Raw genomic sequence first — 24,389 nt, forward strand, 5'->3', positions numbered from 1 at the left:
ACACGGACACTGTGGGAGCTGGCTTGCCAGCGATGGGGCAAGTCAATTCACCACAAAATCCGGATATCTCTAGCGTTCACGCATCGCCTCGGTCCGGGCTTTCAGAACCGGTTTCAGCAGGTAATCGAGGACGCTTTTCTCCCCGGTAATAATGTCCACCGTCGCCACCATCCCCGGAATGATCAGCAGCGGTTTCACATCCCCGCCCAAATGGTTTTTATCGGTGCGCACCTGAATCAGATAGAAGCTGTTGCCCTTGTCATCGGTGATCGTGTCAGCACCGATCAGCTCAAGCTTGGCGCTCAGCCCGCCGTAAATCGTGTAGTCGTAAGCGCTGAACTTGACCATGGCTTTCTGGCCCGGATGCAGGAACGCGACATCCTGTGGGCGCACTTTGGCTTCGATCAGCAGGTTGTCTTCCAGCGGTACGATTTCGACCATGTCACTGCCCGGCTGGACCACGCCGCCGATGGTGTTGACCTTCATTTGCTTGATCACACCGCGCACCGGTGAAGTGACCGTGGTGCGGGTCACACGGTCATCGATGGCGATGCTGGTGGCGGTGATTTTCGACAGGTCGGTGCGTTTCTCATTCAGCTCTTTCGCCGCCTCGGAACGGAAGGTCTGTTCCGACTCGTCGATCTTGCTGCGGATCTCGGCAATCGCCGATTCGGCGCGGGGAATCGCCAGGGTCGTGGCGTTCAACGAGCCTCGGATTTCTACCGCGCTGCGCTTGAGCCGGAGAATTTCCACCGGTGACACCGCGCCGGTTTTTACCAGCGGTTCGGACATGTTCATCTCTTGTTGCAGCAACGCCAGGCTGGAACTGAACTGGCCCTGCTTGGAGCGAAACTCCGCCAGCTCTTGAGTCTTCTGTCGCAGTTGCTCGCTCAGCGTACGCTGCTCGCTGGCCAACCGACGCTGGCGCTGTTCGTACAGCGAACGTTCGTCTTCGGCGACTTGCGGCGCCTTGGCAATCACTTCATCAGAGAGCTTGAACGGCCGACCTTCGGCCTCTGCCGACAGCCGCTCGACCTGCGCCGTCAGCGCATAACGATCAGCCTCGCTCTCACCCTTGTTCGAGCGAAAGCGTGTGTCATCCAGGCGCAGCAAGGTATCGCCCTTGTTCACCATTTGCCCTTCGCGCACAAAGATCTCGGTGACGATCCCGCCTTCAAGGTTCTGGATCACCTGAACCTTGCTCGACGGAATCGCCTTGCCTTCACCCATGGTCACTTCTTCGAGCACGGCGAATTTGGCCCAGACCACCGCGCTGATCAGCAACGCTGCGGCCAGCCACACGGTGATCCGCGACCAGCGCGGCGAATCCTGCAAGGACGCGCCGGCGGTTTCCGGCATGAATTCGGCTTCGGCGCTTTTGCCGAAACTGTCGAAGTAGCCACGATCTTTGCTATCGGAGGAAGCAGACATGGGGCAACTCCTAGACCGCCGCCGAGCCGACACGGCCCTTGCGCAGTGCATCGATGACCGCTTCTTTCGGGCCGTCAGCGACGACCCGGCCGTTGTCCAGCACCAGCAAGCGGTCCACCAGGCTCAGCATCGAGGTGCGGTGGGTGACCAGCAGCAGCGTCTTGCCTTGCACCCAGCCGTGCAGCTTCTGCCGCAGCAAGTCTTCACTGCTGTTGTCCATGGCACTGGTCGGTTCGTCGAGCAGCATGATCGGCGGGTCGAGCAACAAGGATCGCGCGAGCAACACCGCCTGACGCTGGCCGCCGGAGAGCAATTGCCCGCGTTCGCCTACCGGCCGGTCGAAACCTTGCGGATGCTGACGAGCGAGTTCGGTAACGCCGGTCAGTTCGGCCACTTCGAGCATGCGTGAATCGCTGATGTAACGTGCGCCGAGCGTGAGGTTGTCACGCAGACTGCCGGCCAGCAGCGGCAGGTCGTGGGCGACGTAACCGATCTGCTGGCGCAGGTCAGCGACATCGAGTTGGCGCAGGTCGAGGCCGTCGAGCAGGAGCTGACCTTCCTCAGGTTCGTAAAAGCCCATGAGCAATCGCGCCAGGGTGCTTTTGCCCGAACCGCTGCGGCCGATGATGCCGACCCGCTCGCCGGGTTTCAGGCTGAAGCTGACATTGCTCAGCGCCGGCGCGTTCTGGCCGTTGTAGTGAAAGGTCACGCCGCTGACGTCCAGCGCGCCTTGCAGTTGCGTGCGTTCCAGCGGCCGCTGTTTGCCGTCGCGTTCCTGCGGCAGGGCCATCAATGCGTCGGTGCTTTTCATGGTCAGTTGCGCTTGCTGATAACGGGTGATCAGCCCGGCAATCTGCCCCAGCGGCGCGAGCACGCGGCTGCCGAGCATGTAACTGGCGACCAGCGCACCGACGCTGAGATTACCGGCGATGATGCTGTAGACCCCGGCGACAATGGTCGCCATCCCCGAAAACTGTTGAATGAACAGCGTGCCGTTGGTGGCCAGCGCCGACAGATTGCGCGCGTGGCTGTCGAGGCGGGTGAGGGCGCCGTGGGTGCTTTCCCATTTGTGCTGGCGCTCGCTTTCGGCGCTGCAGGCTTTGAGGGTCTCCAGGCCACCGAGGGTTTCGATCAGCACCGCTTGGCGTTCAGCGCCGAGGCTCAGGCTCTTCTGCACGGTGTCACGCAGACGTACCTGAATGATCATCGCGAAGACGATGGTGATCGGAAACGCCAGCAGCGGAATCACCACCAGCCAGCCGCCGAGCAGACCGATCACCACCAGCATCAGCACCACGAACGGCAGGTCGATCAGGCTGGTCAGGGTCACCGCCGTGAGGAATTCACGCAGGCCCTGGAAGTCATGAATGCTCTGGGCAAAACCGCCGATGGTTGCCGGCCGCGCTTTCATCGACATGCCGGTAATGCGCTCGAATAAAGTCGCGGAAAGGATCACATCGGTTTTCTTGCCGGCAGTGTCGAGCAGGTGCGCACGCACCACCCGCAACACCAGTTCGAAACCGGTGCCGATCAGCAGTCCGATCGACAGCACCCATAAGGTCGAGGTGGCCTGATTGGGCACCACGCGGTCGTAGGTCTGCATGACGAACAGCGGCACCATCAGGCCTAACAGGTTGATCAGGAAACTGGCGAGGATCGCATCGCTGTAGAGCCATTTCGACAGCTTCAGGGTGTCGCGAAACCATGCATGCACCCGCGGCACCAGCGGCGAGCGCAGGTCTTCGAGTTCGTGGCGCGGACGGGCGAACAAGGCTTGGCCGCTGTAGTGCTCGGCGAGTTCTTCACGGTTGATCCATTGTTCGCCGCCATCGGCTTCGCTGGGCAGAATCAGCGCTTTGCCGTCGTCGCCGAAACGCCGCAGAACAGCGGTGCGGCCGTCGTTGAGCAGCAGCAGAATCGGTAGATTGAGCGGCGAGATGTCTTTCAGATCACGCCGCAGAATCCGCGCCTGCAACCCGGCCCGGGCGGCGGCGCGGGGCAGCAGATCGAGGCTCAGGCGTTGTTTGTTGAGGGGCAGCCCGGCACTCAGGCTGGCCCGGCTGACCGTCGCGCCATGCAGTTTGCAGAGGATCAACAGACCGTCGAGCAACGGGTCATCGAAGCTCAGCCGCGGATCGACCCCGGAATGGCCGGGTTCCATGCTGGTCATATTGATCGCCTCTGTTGAACGGACTCAGGTTGATCGTTCCCACGCTCTACGGTCGATGCGTGATCGTTCCCACGCTCTGCGTGGGAATGCAGCCCGTGACGCTCCGCGTCACTGGACGCAGAGCGTCCCTAGAGGCATTCCCACGCAGAGCGTGGGAACGATCAGGTCAGGGCAAAGTCAGCTCCTGCACCGTTTATTTCAGCTCGGGCAGGCGCGCTTCGTTTTTCACTTCGGTCGCGGCGATCGCATCGGCCGGCAGCACCACCCGTTGCTTGCTCAGCAACTGGCCCATGTTCGCCAGCACGCGATACATCGAATATTCCTCGGTGTAGCGGATTTCGGTGTAACGACGGTTGGCGTTGTAGAGCTCGTTTTCACTGTCGAGCAGGTCGAGCAGGGTGCGTTGGCCGAGGCCGAACTGATCCTGATAGGCGGCGCGCACACGCTTGGTGGTCTCGGCGTATTCGCGGGCGGTCGGAGTCTGCTTCTTGGCGTTTTCCATGGCGTTCCAGGCCAGGCGAATGTTTTCGTTGAGCTGGCGCAGGGCGTTGTTGCGGATGTCCATCGCCTGATTGATATCGTGCGCGTTCGCCGCCAGACGCGCCTTGTCGCTGCCGCCACGGAACAGGTTGTAGTTCATCACCACACCCACACGCCATTCGTTGTCGTGGCCTTCATCGCCTTGCACGTTGTTGTTCGCGCCGACGGCGGCTTCGGCATCGAAGCGCGGGTAGAAGGGTGATTTGGCGACTTCATACTGGCTCTCGGCCGACTGCACGTCAGCCTGGGCGGATTTCAGATACGGGTTGTTGTCGACCATGCTCTGCTGGGCTTCACGCAATTCGGTCGGCAGTTCGCCACGGGTCGAGGCCGGCGTTTCCAGCTCATCGGGCATGCGCCCGACCACGCTGTAGAAATTGGCTTCGGCGTCAGACAGATCGACCTCGGCGGTATCGAGGTTGTTTTGTGCCAGCGCCTTACGCGCGACCGATTGATCCGAGTCGGCGGTGCTGCCGACGCCACGCTCGGTGCGCAGGCCGATCTGATCGTTGACCCGCAAGTGCGCTTGCAAGTTGTTGCGGGCCAGGGTCACCAGTTCGCGGCGCTTGAGCACTTCGAGGTAAACCTCGATGGTGCGCAGGGCCAGATCCTGAGCGGTACCTTGCGCGTAGTAAGCGCGCGAATTGGACACGCCTTTGGTGCGCTCGACCTCGTTGGCAGTGTTGAAACCGTCGAACAGCATTTGCCGCAGGCGCAGCTCGGACTGGGTGTAATTGAGGATTTCGGTGTGGTGATTACCGAAGGCCCGGGTGTTGGTGTTGTCGCTGTAGCCACGGCCATACGCAGCGTTCAAATCGACGGACGGATAGAAGCCGCCCTTGGCCACTTTGACCTGTTCATCAGCCGACAGGCGGGCGTCCACGCGCGAGGCCAGTTCCGGGTGAGTGGCGATGGTACTTTGAATCGCCTCGGTGAGGTTCATGGCCTGGGCTTGTGAAGTGCAAGCCATGGCCAGCAAAACCGCGCTGCAGAGGGGGGTTAGAACGCGCATGGGTGCATCTCCCTGAGTCCTGATGGTGTGTTACTGTCGCCAAATATTTGACGATATTTTTAGGTGTAGGCGTTTCACTCTTGTAACAACAGAGCTAAGAACATCCTGAAGCGTAGCTAAGAAAAAATTTTCATAAGGCTTATGCCGAAAAAAACTTATGCGCTTCGTAAAAACCAGCACATTGTTCAGCATGAAAGCCTTTGTTTTATGCGCTTTAGGGAGCGCAAAAAGGCTTGAGGAAAGTTCCATTCACTTTGCGACATACGGCGAAGTACTGCTGAAGGGGAGGGACGCGTAACCGCTGATGAGCGACAGATTTTTGTCACTCGAGTGATTCACCAGCGTTACGTAGCGTTAGCGGGCGTAGTGCTTTGATCAGGATGCGGAAGTGCTTGATAGCACTGATGTTTCCAGAAGAAGCCACCTGCGAAACGAACTGTTGAAGGTGCGAGCGTCACCTGCAACAACCCGATTGAGCCATGGGCTGCTTCGCTTACCAGTGCCGACGGTGGTCGGCAGCGGAGGATTTCACATGGCAACGCTCATCGGCACAGTCACTAAAGTCATTGGCCAGGTTTTCGCCCAGTCAGCCGACGGTACTAAGCGCGCACTGGTTGAAGGGGATCGCCTGTTTGCCGGCGATCAACTGATCACCGGCGCAGAAGGCGCCGTCGCCGTTCATCTGCAAAACGGCCAGGAACTGACTCTCGGACGCGGCAGCAGCATGACCATGACCGGTGAACTGCTGGCGGGTCAGGCGGCGCATGTCAATGCCGCGGAGGCCGTGACCCCGAGCGACGCGCAACTGACCGACGTCGAGCAGATCCAGAAAGCCATCGCCGCCGGTGATGACCCGACTAAAAGCGCCGAAGCCACCGCCGCCGGTCCGAATGCACCGGGTGGTACACCGGGTGAACTGGGCGGTGGTCACAGTTTTGTCTTGCTGACGGAAGTTGGCGGTCGGGTCGACCCGATCATCGGTTTCCCGACTGCCGGGTTTGGCGGTATTCCTGAATTCCCCGAAGAACGCCACAACGCGGTCATCGACAACGGTGACGACACCCCGCCAGTCGTGGTGCCGCCACCGGTCAACAATCCTGTAACCCTCACTGGCCTGAACGTGGCGGGCGGCGAACTCAGTCTCAATGAAGCCAATCTGCCTGCCGGCTCGGCGGCCAACCCTGGCGCACTCACGCAAAGCGGCAGCTTTACCGTGTCGGCGCCGGACGGTCTGACCAGCCTGAGCATTGGTGGCATCAACGTTATCGTTGGCGGTGTGGCGATCGGCTTTCCGCAATCGATCACCTCGCAACTGGGCAACACCCTGACCATCACCGGGTACAACCCGGCGACTGGCGTTGTCAGCTACAGCTACACCCTCAACGGCAACGAAAACCACGCGGCCGGCGACGGCGCGAACAATCTCAGCGAACAGTTCACAGTGATTGCCGGCGACAGCAATGGCGACACCGCGACCGGCACGCTCGACGTCAACATTACCGACGACGTGCCGAAAGCGTTCGATGACAGCAATGGCACGGCGTCAGAGACTCAGCTGACCCTGACTGGCAACGTCCTGACCAACGACGTGCAAGGTGCGGATCGCGTACCGACCGGACCGGTAACCCCTGGCACTTTCACCGGGACTTACGGCACCTTGGTGCTCAATGCCAACGGCACTTACACCTATACGCTGAACACCAACGACGCCGACTTCAAAAACCTGCACGGCGGCGGCAACGGCACCGAGACCTTCGCCTACACCATCACCGATTCCGACGGTGATACCAGCACTGCCAACCTCGTCCTGCAGGTCCACAACAACGACGATCCGGTGATCATCAACGGCCTTGACGTGAATGGCGGCGAACTCACCGTCTACGAAAAAAACCTCACTGACGGCAGCACGCCGGATGCCACGGCGCTGACTCAAAGCGGCACGTTCACCATCACTGCACTCGACGGCGTGACGACCCTGACTGTCGGCGGCATTGCCGTTGTCACCAACGGTGTGGCCGCAGGATTCCCGCAATCGGTCACCACGCCGTTGGGCAGCACGCTGACCATCACCGGTTTCAACGCCACCACCGGCGTGGTCAGCTACAGCTACACCCTGGCCGATAACGAAGCGCATCCAAACGCCAACGGTGCGAACAATCTGCCTGAGCAATTTGCTGTCACCGTGGTCGACGATAACGGCACCACCGCCAATGGCACTCTCGACGTGAACATCGTCGACGATTTGCCAAAAGCCGTGGATGACAGCAACACCGGCACCGCCTCTGAAACCTTGCTGACCCTGACCGGCAACGTGCTGACCAATGACGTGCAAGGGGCTGACCGCGTGCCCACCGGGCCCGTCACTCCAGGCACTTTCACCGGCACTTACGGCACGTTGGTGCTCAATGCCAACGGCACTTACACCTATACGCTGAACACCAACGACGCCGACTTCAAAAACCTGCACGGCGGCGGCAGCGGCACGGAAACCTTCGCCTATACCATCACCGATTCGGACGGTGATACCAGCACGGCGAATCTGGTTCTGCAGATCCACAACAACGACGATCCGGTGATTATCAATGGCCTGAACGTCGAAGGCGGGGAGCTGACGGTCTACGAGAAAAACCTCACTGACGGCAGCGCACCGGATGCCACCGCGCTGACCCAGAGCGGCACGTTCACCATCACCGCACTCGATGGCGTCACGACGCTGACCGTCGGCGGCATCGCTGTCGTCACCAATGGCGTGGCCGCAGGTTTCCCACAATCGGTCACCACGCCGTTGGGCAGCACGCTGACCATCACCGGTTTCAACGCCACCACCGGCGTGGTCAGCTACAGCTACACCCTGGTCGACAACGAAGCGCATCCAAACGCCAACGGCGCGAACAATCTGCTTGAGCAATTTGCCGTCACCGTGGTCGACGATAACGGCACCACCGCCAATGGCACTCTCGACGTGAACATCGTCGACGATTTGCCAAAAGCCGTGGATGACAGCAACACCGGCACCGCATCGGAAACCTTGCTGACCCTGACCGGCAACGTTCTGACCAACGATGTGCAAGGCGCCGATCGCGTACCGACTGGGCCGGTAACCCCTGGCACGTTCACCGGCACTTACGGCACCTTGGTGCTCAATGCCGACGGCACTTACACCTACACGCTGAACACCAATGACGCCGACTTCAAAAACCTGCACGGCGGCGGCAGCGGCACGGAAACCTTCGCCTATACCATCACCGATTCGGACGGTGATACCAGCACGGCGAATCTGGTTCTGCAGATCCACAACAACGACGATCCAGTGGTTATCAGCGGCCTTGACGTGAATGGCGGCGAACTCACCGTCTACGAGAAAAACCTCACTGACGGCAGCGCACCGGATGCCACCGCGCTGACCCAGAGCGGCACGTTCACCATCACCGCACTCGATGGCGTGACCACGCTGACCGTCGGCGGCATCGCTGTCGTCACCAATGGCGTGGCCGCAGGTTTCCCACAATCGGTCACCACGCCGCTCGGCAGCACGCTGACGATCACCGGTTTCAACGCCACCACCGGCGTGGTCAGCTACAGCTACACCCTGGCCGATAACGAAGCGCATCCAAACGCCAACGGTGCGAACAATCTGCCTGAGCAGTTCGCCGTTACCGTGGTCGATGACAACGGCACCACCGCCAATGGCACCCTCGACGTGAACATCGTCGACGATTTGCCAAAAGCCGTGGATGACAGCAACACCGGCACCGCATCGGAAACCTTGCTGACCCTGACCGGCAACGTTCTGACCAACGATGTGCAAGGCGCCGATCGCGTACCGACTGGACCGGTAACCCCTGGCACTTTCACCGGCACTTACGGCACCTTGGTGCTCAATGCCAACGGCACTTACACCTACACGCTGAACACCAACGACGCAGACTTCAAAAACCTGCACGGCGGCGGCAACGGCACGGAAACCTTCGCCTACACCATCACCGATTCCGACGGTGATACCAGTACCGCGAACCTCGTCCTGCAGATCCACAACAACGACGATCCAGTGGTCATCAGCGGCCTTGACGTGAATGGCGGCGAACTCACCGTCTACGAGAAAAACCTCACTGACGGCAGCACGCCGGATGCCACCGCGCTGACCCAGAGCGGCACGTTCACCATCACTGCGCTGGACGGCGTGACCACGCTGACTATCGGCGGCATCGCTGTCGTCACCAATGGCGTGGCCGCAGGGTTCCCGCAATCGGTCACCACGCCGTTGGGCAGCACGCTGACGATCACCGGTTTCAACGCCACCACCGGCGTGGTCAGCTACAGCTACACCCTGGCCGATAACGAAGCTCATCCAAACGCCAACGGTGCGAACAATCTGCCTGAGCAATTCGCCGTCACCGTGGTCGACGATAACGGCACCACCGCCAATGGCACTCTCGACGTGAACATCGTCGACGATTTGCCAAAAGCCGTGGATGACAGCAACACCGGCACCGCCTCGGAAACCTTGCTGACCCTGACTGGCAACGTCCTGACCAATGACGTGCAAGGTGCCGATCGCGTACCGACTGGACCGGTAACCCCTGGCACTTTCACCGGGACTTACGGCACGTTGGTGCTCAATGCCAACGGCACGTACACCTATACGCTGAACACCAACGACGCCGACTTCAAAAACCTGCACGGTGGCGGCAACGGCACGGAAACCTTCGCCTACACCATCACCGATTCCGACGGTGATACCAGTACCGCGAACCTGGTGCTGAACATCCATAACAATGACGATCAGGTCTACCTCAATGGCCTTGACGTCAACGGCGGCGAACTGACGGTTTACGAGAAAAACCTCAGCGACGGCACCAGCCCCAACATTCCGGCGCTGACCCAGAGCGGCACCTTCACCGTCACCGCCCTCGACGGTTTGCAAACCCTGACCGTGGGCGGCATCAACGTGGTCACCGGCGGCGTGGCCGCAGGCTTCCCGCAATCGATCGTCACGCCGTTGGGCAGCACGTTGACCATTACCGGTTACAACCCCGCCACCGGCGTGGTCAGTTACAGCTACACCTTGGTCGACAACGAAACTCATCCAAACGCCAACGGCGCCAACAGCATCACCGAGAACTTCAACGTCGTCGCCACCGACACCGATGGCAGCACCGCCAACGGCCAGATCAACGTCAACATCGTCGATGATCTGCCGAGCGCCCATCCTGACGCCGCATCGGTGGCGGAGGGCGGCACGGTCAGCGGCAACGTGCTGAACAACGACATTGGTGGCGCCGACGGTCCGGCCGTAACCGGTGCAGTGGTCGGCGTGCGCGCCGGCGCCGACACCTCGACTTCGGCCATCGGCGGACTCAACAGCAACATCAACGGCACCTATGGCTATCTGACCCTGGACGCCAACGGCAACGCCGTCTACCACAGCAATCCCAACGTCGTGAACGGCCCGGGCGCAGTGGATGTGTTCACTTACACCGTGCGCGATTCCGACGGTGATGAAAGCACTACCACCATCACCATCGATGTCGCCAACAGCAAGCTGTGCGCGACCAGCGACACCGACGTCACCGTCTTCGAGAAAGCCCTCGACCTGACCAAGGACGGCGCGGATCTGGCGCCCGGTACAGTCACCGGCAGCGACCCGACCAGCTCCGGCGAAACCGCGTCTGGCACGTTGGTCGGTTCGGTCACCGGGGCAGTCGGTGCGATCAGTTACGCGCTGGTTGGCAGTGCCACCGGCAACTACGGGCAAATCGTCCTCAACCCCAACGGCACGTATACCTACACGCTGACCTCGCCGGCGACCACCACGCCACATGCCGACGACGGCGCCAACAGCCTGACCGAAACCTTTACCTATCAGGCCACCGATTCGCTCGGCAACATCGTCACCAGCACCATTGTCGTCAGCATCGTCGATGACGTGCCAAAAGCTGTGAACGACAGCAACGCCAACAGCGCTTCGGAAACGCAACTGACCCTGACCGGCAATGTGCTGACCAACGATGTGCAAGGCGCCGATGTGGTGGCGACCGGACCGAATGCCGGGCCGATCACCGCCGGCACGTTCACCGGGACTTACGGCACGCTCGTGCTCAACGCCAACGGCACGTACACCTACACGCTGAACCCCAACGATGCCGACTTCAAAAACCTGCACGGCGGCGGCAATGGCACCGAGACGTTCACCTACACCCTGACCGATGCCGATGGCGACACCAGCACTGCCAACCTGGTGCTGAACATCCACAACAACGACGATCCGGTGGTGCTCAACGGCCTCGACGTCAATGGCGGCGAACTCACCGTCTACGAGAAAAACCTCAGCGACGGCACCAGCCCCGACACCCCGGCGCTGACCCAGAGCGGCACCTTCACCGTGACTGCGCTCGATGGTCTGCAAACCCTCACCGTCGGCGGCATCGCCGTGGTGACCAACGGTGTCGCTGCAGGCTTCCCGCAATCGGTGGTTTCGCCGCTGGGCAGCACCTTCACCGTTACCGGTTACAACCCGGCCACCGGTGTGGTCAGTTACAGCTACACCCTGGTCGACAACGAAGCCCACCCGACCGCCAACGGTGCCAACAGCCTCACCGAGAACTTCAACGTGGTGGCCACCGATACCGATGGCAGCACCGCCAACGGCCAGATCAACGTCAACATCATCGACGATCTGCCGACCGCCAAACCCGACACCGGCTCGGTGGCCGAGGGCGGCACGCTCAATGTCAGCGTGCTCGGCAATGACGTCAGTGGTGCCGATGGCGCGGCGACAGTGGTCGGCGTGCGCGCCGGCAGTAATACCGGCACTTCGGCCATTGGCGGCCTCAACAGCAACATCAATGGCAACTTCGGTTATCTGACCCTCGATGCGGCCGGCAACGCCGTCTATCACAGCAACCCGAACTCGGTGAGCCCACCGGGCGCCACTGACACTTTCACCTACACCATCCGTGACAGCGACGGCGATGAAAGCACCACGACCATCACCATCAACGTCGCCGACAGCAAACTGATGGCCTCGGTTGATCAGGACGTAACGGTCTATGAAAAAGCCCTCGACCTGAGCAAGGACGGCCAGGATCTGGCCGCCGGTACGGTCACCGGCAGCGATCCGACCAACACCGGTGAAACCGCGACCGGCACGCTGGTCGGCGCAGTTACCGGCGGTACGGGCGCGATCACTTACACGTTGGTCGGCAGCGCCACCGGCAGCTACGGGCAGATTCAACTCAATGCCGACGGCACCTATACCTACACGCTGACTTCTGCACCGAAAACCACCCCGAACGCCAACGACGGGGCGAACACGCTGAGCGAAAGTTTCACCTACAAAGCCACCGATGCACTGGGCAACAGCACCACCAGCACCCTTGTGGTGAACATCGTTGATGACGTGCCAAAAGCCGTGGCCTCGGATCGTTCGGTGGCGGCAGTGGAGATCGATTCCAACCTGCTCATCGTTCTTGATATCTCCGGCAGTATGGCCGACGCCTCGGGTGTGCCGGGCCTGTCGCGGCTGGACCTGGCCAAGCAGGCGATCAGTGCCTTGCTCGACAAGTACGACGACCTTGGCGATGTCAAAGTCCAGCTCGTCACCTTCAGCAGCAACGCCACTGACAGAACGTCGGTATGGGTCGATGTGGCGACCGCGAAGACGATTCTCGCCAGCCTGTCGGCGGGTGGCGGCACCAACTACGACGCTGCGGTGGCGGTCATGCAAACCGCGTTCAACACCTCGGGCAAACTCACCGGCGCACAGAACGTCGGTTACTTCTTCTCGGACGGTAAACCCAACGAAGGCGACATCAACGCCGCTGACGAAGCCGCGCTGAAAAACTTCCTCGATGCCAACAACATCAAGAACTACGCGATCGGCCTCGGCAGCGGCGTGAGCAACGCCAACCTCGACCCGCTGGCGTATGACGGCATCAGCCACACCAACACCAATGCGGTGGTGGTCACCGACCTCAATCAACTCAACTCGGTGCTGTCGGGCACTGTGCAGGGCGCGCCGGTCACTGGTTCGTTGCTGGGCGAGGGCGGCACCTTCGGCGCCGATGGCGGCTTCATCAAATCCATCGTGGTCGACGGCACCACCTACACCTACGACCCGAAAGCCCTCAGCGGCCAAGGCTCGCTGACGCCAAGTGGCGGCATCAATCACGGCACCTTCAACACCGCCAACAACACGCTGAGCATCGCCACCAATAATGGCGGCACACTGCTGATCAACCTCGACAGCGGCGACTACACCTACACCTCGCAGAAAACCACGGCGGTGGTCATCACCGAAAACATCGGCTTCACCGTCAGTGACAACGACGGCGATCTCGCCAGCTCGACGCTGACCGTGAAAGTGATCCCCAACGCGCCGCCAGTGGCGGTGGACGACCACGTCATCACCAACGTGCTCTCGGGCAATATTGTCGTACCGGGCGAACTGCTGCTGGCCAATGACACCGATCCGAACGGCGATACGCTCAACGCTACGCCCACCAGTTTCAACACCGGCTGGATCTCGAAAGCGGCGGACTTCACCGGCACCGGGGCGATCAACTTCACCGGCACCAACGTCAACACCGCCGCCAACCAGAACCTGGCCAACGTGCGTAATTCGTTCAGTGCCAACGCTGCGACCATGACTGCTGTGCTGGTGGTCAGTGGCTATCTCGGTGCGGTGACCAACAGCAACGCCAACGATGAAGACCGCATCACCGTCAACCTGCGCCAGGGCGAAACCCTCAACCTCGATCACAACCTGGCGGCCGGTCAAGTCAGCATGGAGTACTCAATCAACGGTGGCGCCTACATCGCGCTGGCGGATGGGCAAACCCTCACCGCGACGTCGGACGGGGTCTACCAGATCCACATCACCAACATCACCAACCCCACCGGCGGCGGTAACCCCAACGCGGCGGAAAACTATCAGCTGACCATGACCCTCAACTACGCCGGGGCTCACGACATCACCCCGGACTTCCACGGCAGCTACACCGCCAACGACAACCATGGCGGCAGCGACACCGCCAACGTCAGCATCAGCTATCAGGACGGCCACACCCTCACCGGCACCGCGGGGGATGACGTGCTGGTGGCCGGCAGCGGCGACAACATCATCAACGCCGGCGACGGCAACGATGTGCTCACCGCAGGCTCAGGCAACAACGAGTTGCACGGCGGCGCCGGTAACGACTTGCTCTATAGCGGCCCGGGCAACGATTTGCTCGACGGCGGTACTGGCAGCGACACCGCCAGCTACGCCCACGCCACGGCCGGGGTCACGGTCAACCTCGGCCTGCTCGGTGCGCAAAACACCCTCGGCGCCGGCACCGACAGCCTGACCGGCATCGAAAACCTCGTCGGCTCGAACTTCAACGACACCCTCACCGGCGATAACAATAACAACGTGATCAACGGTGGCCTCGGCAACGACATCCTCAACGGTGGCGGCGGTGACGACCTGCTGATTGGCGGCATGGGCAACAACACCCTGACCGGTGGCGCCGGGGCCGACACCTTCCAGTGGCTCAAGGGCAACAGCGGCCACGACCTGATCACCGACTTCACCCCCGGCACCGACAAACTCGACCTGTCGCAACTGCTGCAAGGTGAAAACGGCACCACCGCCTCACTGGATGACTACCTGCACTTCACCGTCAGCGGCAGCGGCGCCTCGGTGCTCACCAGCATCGACGTCAGCGCCATGGCCGGCGCCACGCCAAACCAGACCATCGACCTGGCCGGCGTCAACCTCGCCAGCCACTACGGTGTGACGCCAGGGGCTGGTGGCGTGGTTGCCGGTGGGCATGACACGGCGACGATCATCAGCGGCATGCTGAATGATCATTCGTTGAAGGTGGATACGGTGTAAGCGCAGTCTGAAACGACAAAACCCGCCGTCCCGTTCAACCGGGGCGGCGGGTTTTTTCTGCCTGTAGAGATGCATTGCCTGTCAGTCAGCCTTCGCAAGCAAGTCTGACGGTGCAACAGGGATTTGTGATCTGCGCAGATACCTGTGGGAGCGAGCTTGCTCGCGAAGGGGCCATGACTGTCACCCGATCAATCAGCAGGGATTCTTGATCCCAGCTTCACCCCGGCAACTCCAGATTATCCAGCACCCGATTCACCGCCAGCCCCCGAGCATGATCAATTGCGCAAGCCCCAGCAGCGTTCGGCGTTGCGAGGCCGGCAGCAGGGCGTGCGGAGGTAATGGTCGAGGGCCCGGTCGGTTTCGGGCGGGTTGGGTGTGGGTTCGATCATGGTGAAGCTCCTGGAATCATTGGCGCTGCCATCGTTGCTGCAGGCGTTCACGCAAGATCATATAGCTCGATTCGTTGTCTGCACATTTCTGAGAAGCGCACCTGTTTAACTTTCTCGGCACGAGCACTGAATCCGACGAGCGGTAGCAATACCTGTAATTTCTGACAGTAGGCAGGACGCTTCCAGCGTCGTTAAATCAATCACAGCAAGGACCCATAGATTCCTTGGTCATTTGCCCATTTCCTGCTTGGTTTGATGCGAGGGAGTTCGTTCAATGACACGCTCTGAACACAGGAATGATGAGCTGCTTGAGGTGCCAAGCGTACCTGCCATCCTCAAGGACGAAGAGGGAAAGGAGAGTCTCGACGGGCTGCTGCCGCGTGCCGCTTTGGCAGATGACCTGACGGTTATCGTTCCTGACTGGAGCACTCCTTTTACTGATCCCATCCCTTACATCGTAATTGTCAGTTGGGTACTGGCAGGCGGTCTGTTCACCGAGGTCTTTCGTCAGGAGTTCGATTCCCCCGGAGAGAAGACGCTTATCGTCCCGCGAGACAAGCTGGATCCCGGCACTTATTCCCTGTCGTACAGAGTCAACTACGGTGGCAACCCGTTGGACTCGGCGATTAAGCGAGTCACCGTCGACAGATCGCCGCCGAACGATAATCAGGAACCCGATCGTCTGATCATGCTGGATGTCACAGGCGATATCACTGATGACTACCTCTCCCGGTATGGCGAAGTCCGGTTCCAGGTACCGCTGTATGTCGACGTCAAAGCCAGGGATCGTGCGATCTATTACTGGACAGACAACCCGGATCCACCGGATTCGGAAACCGAAATTCGTGAGCAAGCGTTCAGCCAGCAAGACATCGACCAGAAGCGTCTGATCATCACGATGTATGAGGCAGATATTCGTGGACGTGGTCCCGGGCAACGCTACGTTTACTATCGGCTCCGTGACTGGGCGGGAAATCGCGGGCCGCGCTCAACGCTTTTGGCGGTTTTTGTCAATTTGAATCCGGCTCCGGGCATTCTCAAACCGCCGAGAGTGCCGTTGTCAGCCCGCGGCTTGATTGACCGTCAACATGCGCGTGAAGGCGCGGTGAATCAGCGGGCTGTCACTGTCGAAATTGATACGTATGAGAACCCGGATCCTTCCGACGGGGTCCTGATCCAGTGGAACGGGCATGATCTGGCCGCGCTTGACGTCGATCCTGGCAAGTTTCCGCAAGTCGCTACCGTGCCATGGCTGACCTTGATGGCAGATGGGCCAGGGCCATTGGACGTTCGAGTGAGCTACCGCATTCTGCGTGGCGGCACACCGACCTTGCCATCTGCCGAAACGCGAGTGCTGGTGAATCTGACAGTCGCCGGGCAGGATCATGCCAACGCCCCGGCCTTGTTGAATACCACATTGGCCCGGCTGGAAGTTTACGGTGCCATATCGAAACAACGGAACAAGCTGTTAACCGTAGATTACGGCGAGGCGGCCGAAGCACATCTGGCCCTTTATGACACTCCGGTGCCAGGTGAAAAGCTCTTCCTCTATTGGGGCGCAATTGGCACACCAGTCGCCGAGTACGAGGTTGAATCCGGTGACGTCGCCGGTAAGCCGATCAGGTTCCTCATTCCTTGGGAGGCAATCGAACAGGACAAAGTAAATCCCTCGCTGCTGACGTGGTACACCACCAGTAATGGTGTGAATCTGCAGCAGGCTGATGTGACGGCCGTTGAAGTGGCGATCATCGTGATCGAGAACATGCCGGAACCGACGTTTCCCCACGCCAACCGTGATGGAACACTTCACTGCTGCGCCAAACCCAGGTTGTGGGAAGGTGTCTGGGTACATATCAACGGCAATGCTTTCTTTGATGAAGACGATATCGTCGAATTGTCCTGGCAGGGGTGTTTTGGTCCGAATGGGACCAGTCCGATTGACGGAATCTACGACACATTCGAGACAAAACTCACTGCCAGTCAGGCTCGTGAAGGTTTTGATGTGCATGTCAGTGATTACGAGCGTCTGATTTCGCCAATGGTAAACGATGGCTCGGCGCTGTGTAGTTATCACCTGAGAAAAGCCAACGGTGGCATCGGCAATTCAAAACCTGAGTTTGTCATCATCAATCGAACGTTGCCGAGTGGTGAAGTGTGTGGTCCTGATAACGATCTTTGTGAAGAGTAAGTTGTAGAAGTGCTGGCGCTGTATTGGTCGAAGTTGGTTTCAGGTTCTATTTAAATTCTGTTTAACCCATGCAGTCATTGTGTAAAAACTCTGGCAAAGCGGCTGTTTGCCCTGTGTCAGTCAATCAAGTTGCTGAGAGGATGATAAAAGATGACAAGTTTTCACTCGTTGACACCGGCGCAGAATCGCGAACGTTTTTTTGGTGTTCGTTTTCGCAGTCCGAAAGCTGCAGCCCTACCACCGACACTTCATCCGGATAATCCGTTGCTGGATGATGAAACGGATGATAGTCCCAACCAACTGCATTCAAGCTTTCAAGGGTTTCCTCTGAAGGTACAAATCCCGCGATTTGCTGAGGCGGATGATCCAAACGGTGTTCAAGGATTTCTTGAACTAATGTGGGACGGCACCAATATACGTTCTACTCGAGTACCTTTCACTACCCCCGTTGATGCAAGTACTACCGAATTTGATCTTGTTTTGCCTGAAGGCTATACATCGGCCCCGGGGCCTCATGAGCTGAGTTATGTGTTGAACTTCGGTGGTAATCCGTCTGATGTAACACCCCTTGAAATCAATATTGATACAACAGCACCGATAGCTTTCGGCAAGGCGACTGTTCCCCCCGAAGTGGAAAGAGATGGTATTACAAAAAAATACCTCGATGATAACGGTTTTGTATTGATCACCATTCCGAACTATGGGAGTAAAAAGCTCGGTGACTTTGTTGAGTGCTATTTTGGCTCGAGTTTGCCAACCCCGACGCTGGTCGGCGAGTTGACCATAACGGACCCCACAGCTGCGATCACGTTTGAATTGACTCCCGCGCTGGTCGGTACCGAGGAAGGTTTAAGATCGGTTTTTTATTACCTCAGCGACCGCAAGGGGAACCGCAATACACCACAATATTACACCGAGCTTAATGTCACTCTGACCGACCCACCCGAAGGGCTTCTGGAACCCAGCATTCCGCTCTTTGATGACGACGCAGCTCCAAAACTGGTGGATCTGGCTGATGCTCAGGCGCCACTGGGGGTCGGTATTCTGGCTGAGTACACAAACTACCTGGAGGGTATCGATCAGCTGGAAGTGACATATGACGGTATCGTGCAACCTGCGCAGACAATCAATACTTTTCCCTTCTATGTGAACATTCCTTACCGGGATGTATTCAACGGCGACCTGGATGAAAAAAAGGTAGCCGTCAGTTATCGGATCAAACGCCATACCTTGCGCTACCCATTGGGAACACCGGCGCCTGCAAAAGATGTCGATGTCGATCTGCGCCGGCCTGGAGACGGTGACGGTGGAGAAAACCCGGATCCCAATCTGGCTCTGGTAACTGTGCAAGGTACGGGTGGTAATGGCCAGAACATTCTGACGGCTGCCGACTCGGTTGGTAATGTCGGTGTAACTGTAGCTGTTTTTGCTGGTGTCAAAGATGGAGACATCATGACGCTGATATGGAAAGGCGTCGAGGTCACGCAGGCGCAAGGTGGCGTTATAGAACTGAACGGTACGGAAACCGGGAATTTGACGTTCGATGTTCTTTGGGAAGTTGTGGACGCGGGCGGCAACGGTAACCCGCTGCCAGTCACCTATAAAATTACCAACCCTGATATCAATGATAATGAGGTCCGCTCACTGCCCCGAGATGTCGATGTAAATATTCGGCCCGGTGTTGTTCCTGAAATCAAATTTCAGCATCTTGATCCGGACTTCACAGACTGGTTCAACTGTGGCTCCCTGCGATCAGATCCGGTACTGGTCAAATGTGCAGAAGTGCTGATTTCTCCTGGTGAACCGCAGTTGGCCGATCAGGCACTGGAATTTATCTATCAGGGTTATACCGATTCGGCAGGTACTAATAAAAAACCTGGTACTGAAGAAAAGGTCACATATACGCCATCGTTACAGGAAGCGAATGCCGGGTTTATCGTGAAAATTCCCTATCAGAAAATTTTGGCAACGGAGAGTGCGTGGGGCGATATAACTTACACGGCAATGATTGACGGACGCCCGGTGCAAGCTCAGCGACACCTTGTCAGGGTGCACATGAAAAAGGGTGATGGATCAGTGTGTGATATCTGATATTCGAAGTCTGGGAGGCATTAAATGCCTCCCTTTTTCTTATAAGGATTACCAGGCGCTAGGACTTTTCTAATGTGTATTGAGGACTTTTCCTACATTTTCAGGGAGTAGGTAACGTTAATGTACGCCCGCTAACGCTACGGAGCTGCTTTGGCCTGTAATTATTTTGAGGTGAATCAATCATGAACATGTTGGATGTATCACACGTTCGCGTTTTTCCAACAGGCAGGTTCGGAGTATCGCTCTGCCTACCGGCCGTTTTTTTTTTCGCAGGTTTTGCACATTCGGCAACTATCGTCGATAACACCACGCTGGATATCGATTCATCGGCTGCGTCTACCGACTATCTGGTGCGCAACAATGGCGTATTGAACGCGTCCGGCGCCAATACCCGATCGATCACGGCGCAGTCCGGATCGTTGTTAAACCTCAATGGCGCCACCATCGTCGGTAACAACGGTGGTGATGGGGTAACAGTGACCAGCAGTCAGGCAACCATTGATCAAACGACCGTGACCAGTGATGAAATCGGGCTTGCGGTCAACCGTTCCAGTGTCGCGGCTGGCGGATCCAAGGTGACGGTCTCCAATAGCCAGGTCAGTGGACAACTGATTGGGTCACAGGTCACAGGGCTGAGTTCCCTGTCATTGAGCAATACGCAAATCATGGGCGCGGCCAGCGATGGCATAGGTGTAAATATCCTTGGTGGCGAGGTGAGTGCTTCCGCGCGCACGACCATCACCGGTCAAGCGACAGGTGTGCGGATGGTCAATGACGCTGTCAACGTGGGCGGTCCTACCTTGTCGCTGGATAACTCGACGGTGCAAGGTGTCAGCGGTTCTGCGATTCTGGTGGATCGCGGGACTCAGGCCACGATAGTCGTCTCCAACGGTTCCAGCGTTCTCGCTGGCAACGGCAGATTACTGGATGTTCAAGGCTCATCCACCGCCAGCATGACCGTTGCCGACAGCACGCTGAATGGCAACATCAGCGTGGCGGATAACAGCACGGCCAATCTCGTTTTCGACCAAGGGAGAATAACCGGGGACGTGCTGGTCGATGGCAGCTCTACCGCTACTGTCACGCTGGACAACCTCTCACAATTCACCGGTCGCCTCGACAATGTCGACAGCGTGAACGTCAACAGCAACTCCAACTGGACACTCACCGGCAACGATTCGATCGGTGCACTGGGCATGAACGGTGGCACCGTCACCTTTGGCGCCCAGGGCGCTCCCGGTACGTATTACACGCTCAATGTCGGCTCACTTTCCGGCAATGGGACCTTTGCAATGAAGGGCGATTTCGCCAGCGGTGAGCATGATTTTCTCAATGTCATCGGTGCTTCGGCGGGGGACTTTGCGCTGGCGGTTGCGGCCTCTGGCCTGGACGCCGCTTCACCGCAGGCGTTGACGCTGGTGCGTACCGGCACCCTCGACGGTGCGAATTTTGCCTTGGCCGGCGATCAACGGGTTGATGTCGGCACATGGTCTTACAGCCTGGCCAGTCGGGAAATCGAGGGGGGAGCGAAGGAGTGGTTTCTCGACCCGACCACCGAAGTCATCAGCCCCGGCGCGCGCTCGGTACTGGCCTTGTTCAACACAGCTCCGACCGTGTGGTACGGCGAGTTGAGTTCGTTGCGCAGCCGCATGGGCGAATTGCGTTTCAACGGTGGCCAGGCCGGCGGCTGGATCCGCACCTACGGCAACAAGTACAACGTTGCCGATGGCTCGGGCGTGGGCTATCAGCAGACGCAACAGGGTTTGTCCCTTGGCGCCGACGCTCGACTGGGCGAAAGCCAGGTGCTGGTCGGGGTGCTCGCCGGCACGAGTGAGTCCGATCTGGATCTGAATCGCGGTACTTCGGGTACGGTGAAAAGTTACTACGTCGGGCCTTATCTCACCTGGCTCGACAGTGATACCGGTTACTACTTTGACGGCGTGCTCAAGTTCAACCGCTTTCGCAACGAGTCGAAGGTCAACCTGAGCGACGGCAGCCGCACCAAAGGTGATTACGACAACTGGGGGGTAGGCGGTTCTGCCGAGTTCGGTCGGCATATCAAACTGGCCAACGACTACTTCGTCGAACCGTTCGCGCAACTGTCGGCGGTGCAGATCCAGGGCAAACACTACACGCTGGACAACGACATGGACGCCGACGGTGATCGTATGCGCTCACTGCTCGGCAAGGCCGGGGCCACGGTCGGACGCAACTTCGGTTTCGGGAACGGCGCAGTCGCCCAGCCTTATGTGCGTGCGGCGGTTGCTCATGAGTTCGCTTCCAACAACGAAGTGAAGGTCAACAACAACGTGTTCAACAATGACTTGTCCGGCTCCCGGGCCGAGTTTGGGGCGGGGGTGGCTGTGGCGATGTCCGAGCGGTGGCAGGTGCATGCTGATCTGGACTATGCCAAAGGGGAGCATATTGAGCAGCCTTACGGGGTGAATCTGGGGTTACGGTATTTTTGGTAAAGAGCCATCGGGATGACCCCAAGTGAAGGCGTCCCACGATTTGCGGGGCGTTTTTCATCCCTAAGGGTCAATGCAAACTCCCAAGGCAGATCCGTAGTACTGGACGTGCCCTTCTGCGCCATTGACCAGGTTTTTTAACCAGTACCGAGCTGGCCAGCCACCTGCGGAGTCAGCGGACCAGTACCAATAGTCACCCATCGGCCAACGACCACCCCAAGCGTTATGGATTTCCCGCAACTCACCCATTGATGGCAATCGCTTTCCTCGGGCTGCTGCCCTGTCTCTGATCGTGTTCCAGCTTCCACCGTCCAGCCCCCAAACGAATTTCACTCCTGTGACATGAACGTTGTAACTCTTTGATTGGCTTGCGTTGTCGATGACAGTGATCGTTGAGAGCCCATTACCTCTGACAGTCACCAACCCTGAACCGTCTACCGCGGCGACGTTGTTGTTACTCGACGTGTAACGATAGGGAGGAACTCCGCCGCTTGCCGTGTGCTGTACATATGTGCCAGGACCGAAGTTTGGATATGCAGCCCAGTTAGGTATGAGGTAACACCTGCCACTCAATGTCACGCTGCCCGTGTTGAAATTCAACGGCGGAATCGGTGAGATCACAGTGAAGGTCCGCGTATTTGAATCCTGCCCGGTACTCAACGCTTTTACTCTCAGCGAATGCCCGCCCAAACCCACCGACAAGGTAGTGTTCCAGGCGCTGCCCACGGCAGTCACCGTGTGCCTTGGGCTGTTGTTGTCATAAATCTGGACCTGACGATTCGGGGTGACCGAACCACGCAGGGTCACCGTGGCGCTTTTGGTTTGCCCGCCATTGCCTATTTCACTGATGCCGTCATGCACAGACGTCAGCGTCGGCGCGATGTGGGCGGCGACGTTGAAGTTTCTCGCCGGGCTCTCTACCGGAACCGCGTCATACATGGCCTTGGCCGTCAGACTGTGGGAGCGGATGGCCAGACCGGTGACAGACGTTGTCCATTGTTTATCGGCATTGACGCTGACCGGCGTACCGACGGGGGCGCCATTGTCGTACAGCTGAATCTGCTCGCGCGGGGTGGCTTCACCTTTGACGGTCACTGCAGTCTCATAGGTCGTTTCATTCGGTCCCACCGTACCGACCGAGTCGGTGACCGCGGTAATCGTCGGTGAAACAAAGGCTGCAACTGTAAAGACCCGGGGAGGGCTGGACTCCGGGTTACTGCCGTAATCGCCTCGCGCGGTCAGGCGGTAAGTGGTCAGGTTCAGGCTGCTGAAAACATGTTGCCAATCGCCGCTGCCGTTGACATCCACCGTTTCGACGTTCGCACCGGCATTGAGCAGAATGATCTTTTCGTTTGGACTGGCCTTACCCGTGAGGTTGACGGTCCGGTAGTAGGTCGTGCCATTGGCGGCGACTTCACCGCGCAGGTCATTCACGCGAGAGATCGTCGGCGTGACCGCTTGCGCCACGACGAAATCCCGCGGCGGACTGGTCGCAGAGTCAATCTCGTACAACGCCTCGGCAGTGAGGCTGTAGGAGCGAACTTTCAGATCGTTGATGCGGTGGTTCCAGTCACCTTTATCGTCGACATCAAGGGTAATGAGCGACTGTTTGTTTTCCAGCAATTTGATCTGCAGGTTTGGCGTCGCGCTGCCTGCCACCAGCACACTGTTGTCATAGGTGGTTGCCCCTTGGGCGACGTCCCCCCGTGAATCGCTGACCGCAAGAATTTCCGGGGTCTGGGCGAATTTCACGGTGAATGTTCGCGGCTCGCTGGACACCGGGTCGGCGCCATAAAGAGCCTTGGCGCTGATGCGGTAAGACTTCTCGGTCAATGGGCCGATCTCGCGGCTCCAGGTGCTGTCGGCGCCCACTAGCGCCGTACCCATCGATGTCGTCGTTCCATCGAACAGCTCGACCGTTTCGCCGCGCGTGGCCGTGCCGGTGACGGTGACTTTTTCGTCGCGGGTTTTGCCGTCCTCTGCCACCGGGCCCCGTGAATCCGTCACTTGCACCGGCTCGACCATCCCCGGAATCAGCAGGGGACGCAGCACCGTCAGTGGATTGTTGCCTTCCGTCAGGGGAGGGAAGCGGAAACGCTTGTGAGAAGGCATCAGGCAAGTCCTCTTGAAGAGCATTCAGGCGCTTTTTGATGACGACCGGTGCAGTTCTCACTCAGTGGGAATCAGTGGGAATTAGCGGGGATTAGCGGGGATTAGCGGGGA

8 protein-coding genes and 1 pseudogene are annotated in these 24,389 nt (G+C 58.9%); 4 read left to right on the forward strand and 5 right to left on the reverse strand.

Annotated features, from left to right (window positions below; translation table 11 throughout):
- Positions 1–69 precede the first annotated feature (69 nt).
- The 3 genes from ACZZ0A_RS04090 to ACZZ0A_RS04100 form a co-directional block, all read right to left on the reverse strand.
- Positions 70–1,431 carry an HlyD family type I secretion periplasmic adaptor subunit gene (locus ACZZ0A_RS04090; protein WP_007914514.1) on the reverse strand — a complete coding sequence of 454 codons (1,362 nt, stop codon included), beginning with the start codon at positions 1,429–1,431 and terminating at the stop codon, positions 70–72.
- A 10-nt stretch (positions 1,432–1,441) separates the two neighbouring features.
- Positions 1,442–3,601: a type I secretion system permease/ATPase gene (locus ACZZ0A_RS04095; RefSeq protein ID WP_123376288.1), complete on the reverse strand. Its 2,160-nt coding sequence runs from the start codon at positions 3,599–3,601 to the stop codon at positions 1,442–1,444.
- Positions 3,602–3,794: 193 nt separating this feature from the next.
- Positions 3,795–5,153 carry a TolC family outer membrane protein gene (locus tag ACZZ0A_RS04100; RefSeq protein WP_007914523.1) on the reverse strand — a complete coding sequence of 453 codons (1,359 nt, stop codon included), beginning with the start codon at positions 5,151–5,153 and terminating at the stop codon, positions 3,795–3,797.
- Positions 5,154–5,685: 532 nt separating this feature from the next.
- On the opposite strand from ACZZ0A_RS04100, the gene ACZZ0A_RS04105 reads away from it, so the two are divergent.
- On the forward strand, positions 5,686–15,030 hold the full coding sequence (locus ACZZ0A_RS04105) for a retention module-containing protein (protein WP_463542554.1): 9,345 nt from the start codon (positions 5,686–5,688) through the stop codon (positions 15,028–15,030).
- A 217-nt stretch (positions 15,031–15,247) separates the two neighbouring features.
- Here ACZZ0A_RS04105 and ACZZ0A_RS04110 read toward each other — a convergent pair.
- Positions 15,248–15,354 (reverse strand): annotated as a pseudogene (locus tag ACZZ0A_RS04110) (DUF6124 family protein); the annotation flags it as partial.
- Between the two features lie 339 nt (positions 15,355–15,693).
- Here ACZZ0A_RS04110 and ACZZ0A_RS04115 point away from each other — a divergent pair.
- The 3 genes from ACZZ0A_RS04115 to ACZZ0A_RS04125 all read left to right on the forward strand — a co-directional run bounded on the left by ACZZ0A_RS04115 (position 15,694) and on the right by ACZZ0A_RS04125 (position 22,169).
- Positions 15,694–17,607, forward strand: coding sequence for a hypothetical protein (locus tag ACZZ0A_RS04115; protein ID WP_463542555.1), 1,914 nt, complete (start codon positions 15,694–15,696; stop codon positions 17,605–17,607).
- 150 nt (positions 17,608–17,757) lie between these two features.
- Positions 17,758–19,698: a hypothetical protein gene (locus ACZZ0A_RS04120; protein WP_463542556.1), complete on the forward strand. Its 1,941-nt coding sequence runs from the start codon at positions 17,758–17,760 to the stop codon at positions 19,696–19,698.
- Between the two features lie 182 nt (positions 19,699–19,880).
- Positions 19,881–22,169 carry an autotransporter outer membrane beta-barrel domain-containing protein gene (locus ACZZ0A_RS04125; protein ID WP_463542557.1) on the forward strand — a complete coding sequence of 763 codons (2,289 nt, stop codon included), beginning with the start codon at positions 19,881–19,883 and terminating at the stop codon, positions 22,167–22,169.
- Between the two features lie 60 nt (positions 22,170–22,229).
- Here the strand turns inward: ACZZ0A_RS04125 and ACZZ0A_RS04130 are convergent, their stop codons facing one another.
- Positions 22,230–24,278 carry an Ig-like domain-containing protein gene (locus tag ACZZ0A_RS04130; RefSeq protein ID WP_463542558.1) on the reverse strand — a complete coding sequence of 683 codons (2,049 nt, stop codon included), beginning with the start codon at positions 24,276–24,278 and terminating at the stop codon, positions 22,230–22,232.
- Positions 24,279–24,389 lie beyond the last annotated feature (111 nt).

Source organism: Pseudomonas sp. AC242, from assembly GCF_979258655.1.

What these genes read in the sequence shown, in the direction of transcription:
- ACZZ0A_RS04095 (WP_123376288.1), bottom strand. Translation starts at nt 3,601, where the DNA reads ATGACCAGCATGGAACCCGGCCATTCCGGGGTCGATCCGCGGCTGAGC.
- ACZZ0A_RS04130 (WP_463542558.1), bottom strand. Translation starts at nt 24,278, where the DNA reads ATGCCTTCTCACAAGCGTTTCCGCTTCCCTCCCCTGACGGAAGGCAAC.
- ACZZ0A_RS04120 (WP_463542556.1), top strand. Translation starts at nt 17,758, where the DNA reads ATGACAAGTTTTCACTCGTTGACACCGGCGCAGAATCGCGAACGTTTT.
- ACZZ0A_RS04100 (WP_007914523.1), bottom strand. Translation starts at nt 5,153, where the DNA reads ATGCGCGTTCTAACCCCCCTCTGCAGCGCGGTTTTGCTGGCCATGGCT.
- ACZZ0A_RS04125 (WP_463542557.1), top strand. Translation starts at nt 19,881, where the DNA reads ATGAACATGTTGGATGTATCACACGTTCGCGTTTTTCCAACAGGCAGG.
- ACZZ0A_RS04090 (WP_007914514.1), bottom strand. Translation starts at nt 1,431, where the DNA reads ATGTCTGCTTCCTCCGATAGCAAAGATCGTGGCTACTTCGACAGTTTC.
- ACZZ0A_RS04115 (WP_463542555.1), top strand. Translation starts at nt 15,694, where the DNA reads ATGACACGCTCTGAACACAGGAATGATGAGCTGCTTGAGGTGCCAAGC.
- ACZZ0A_RS04105 (WP_463542554.1), top strand. Translation starts at nt 5,686, where the DNA reads ATGGCAACGCTCATCGGCACAGTCACTAAAGTCATTGGCCAGGTTTTC.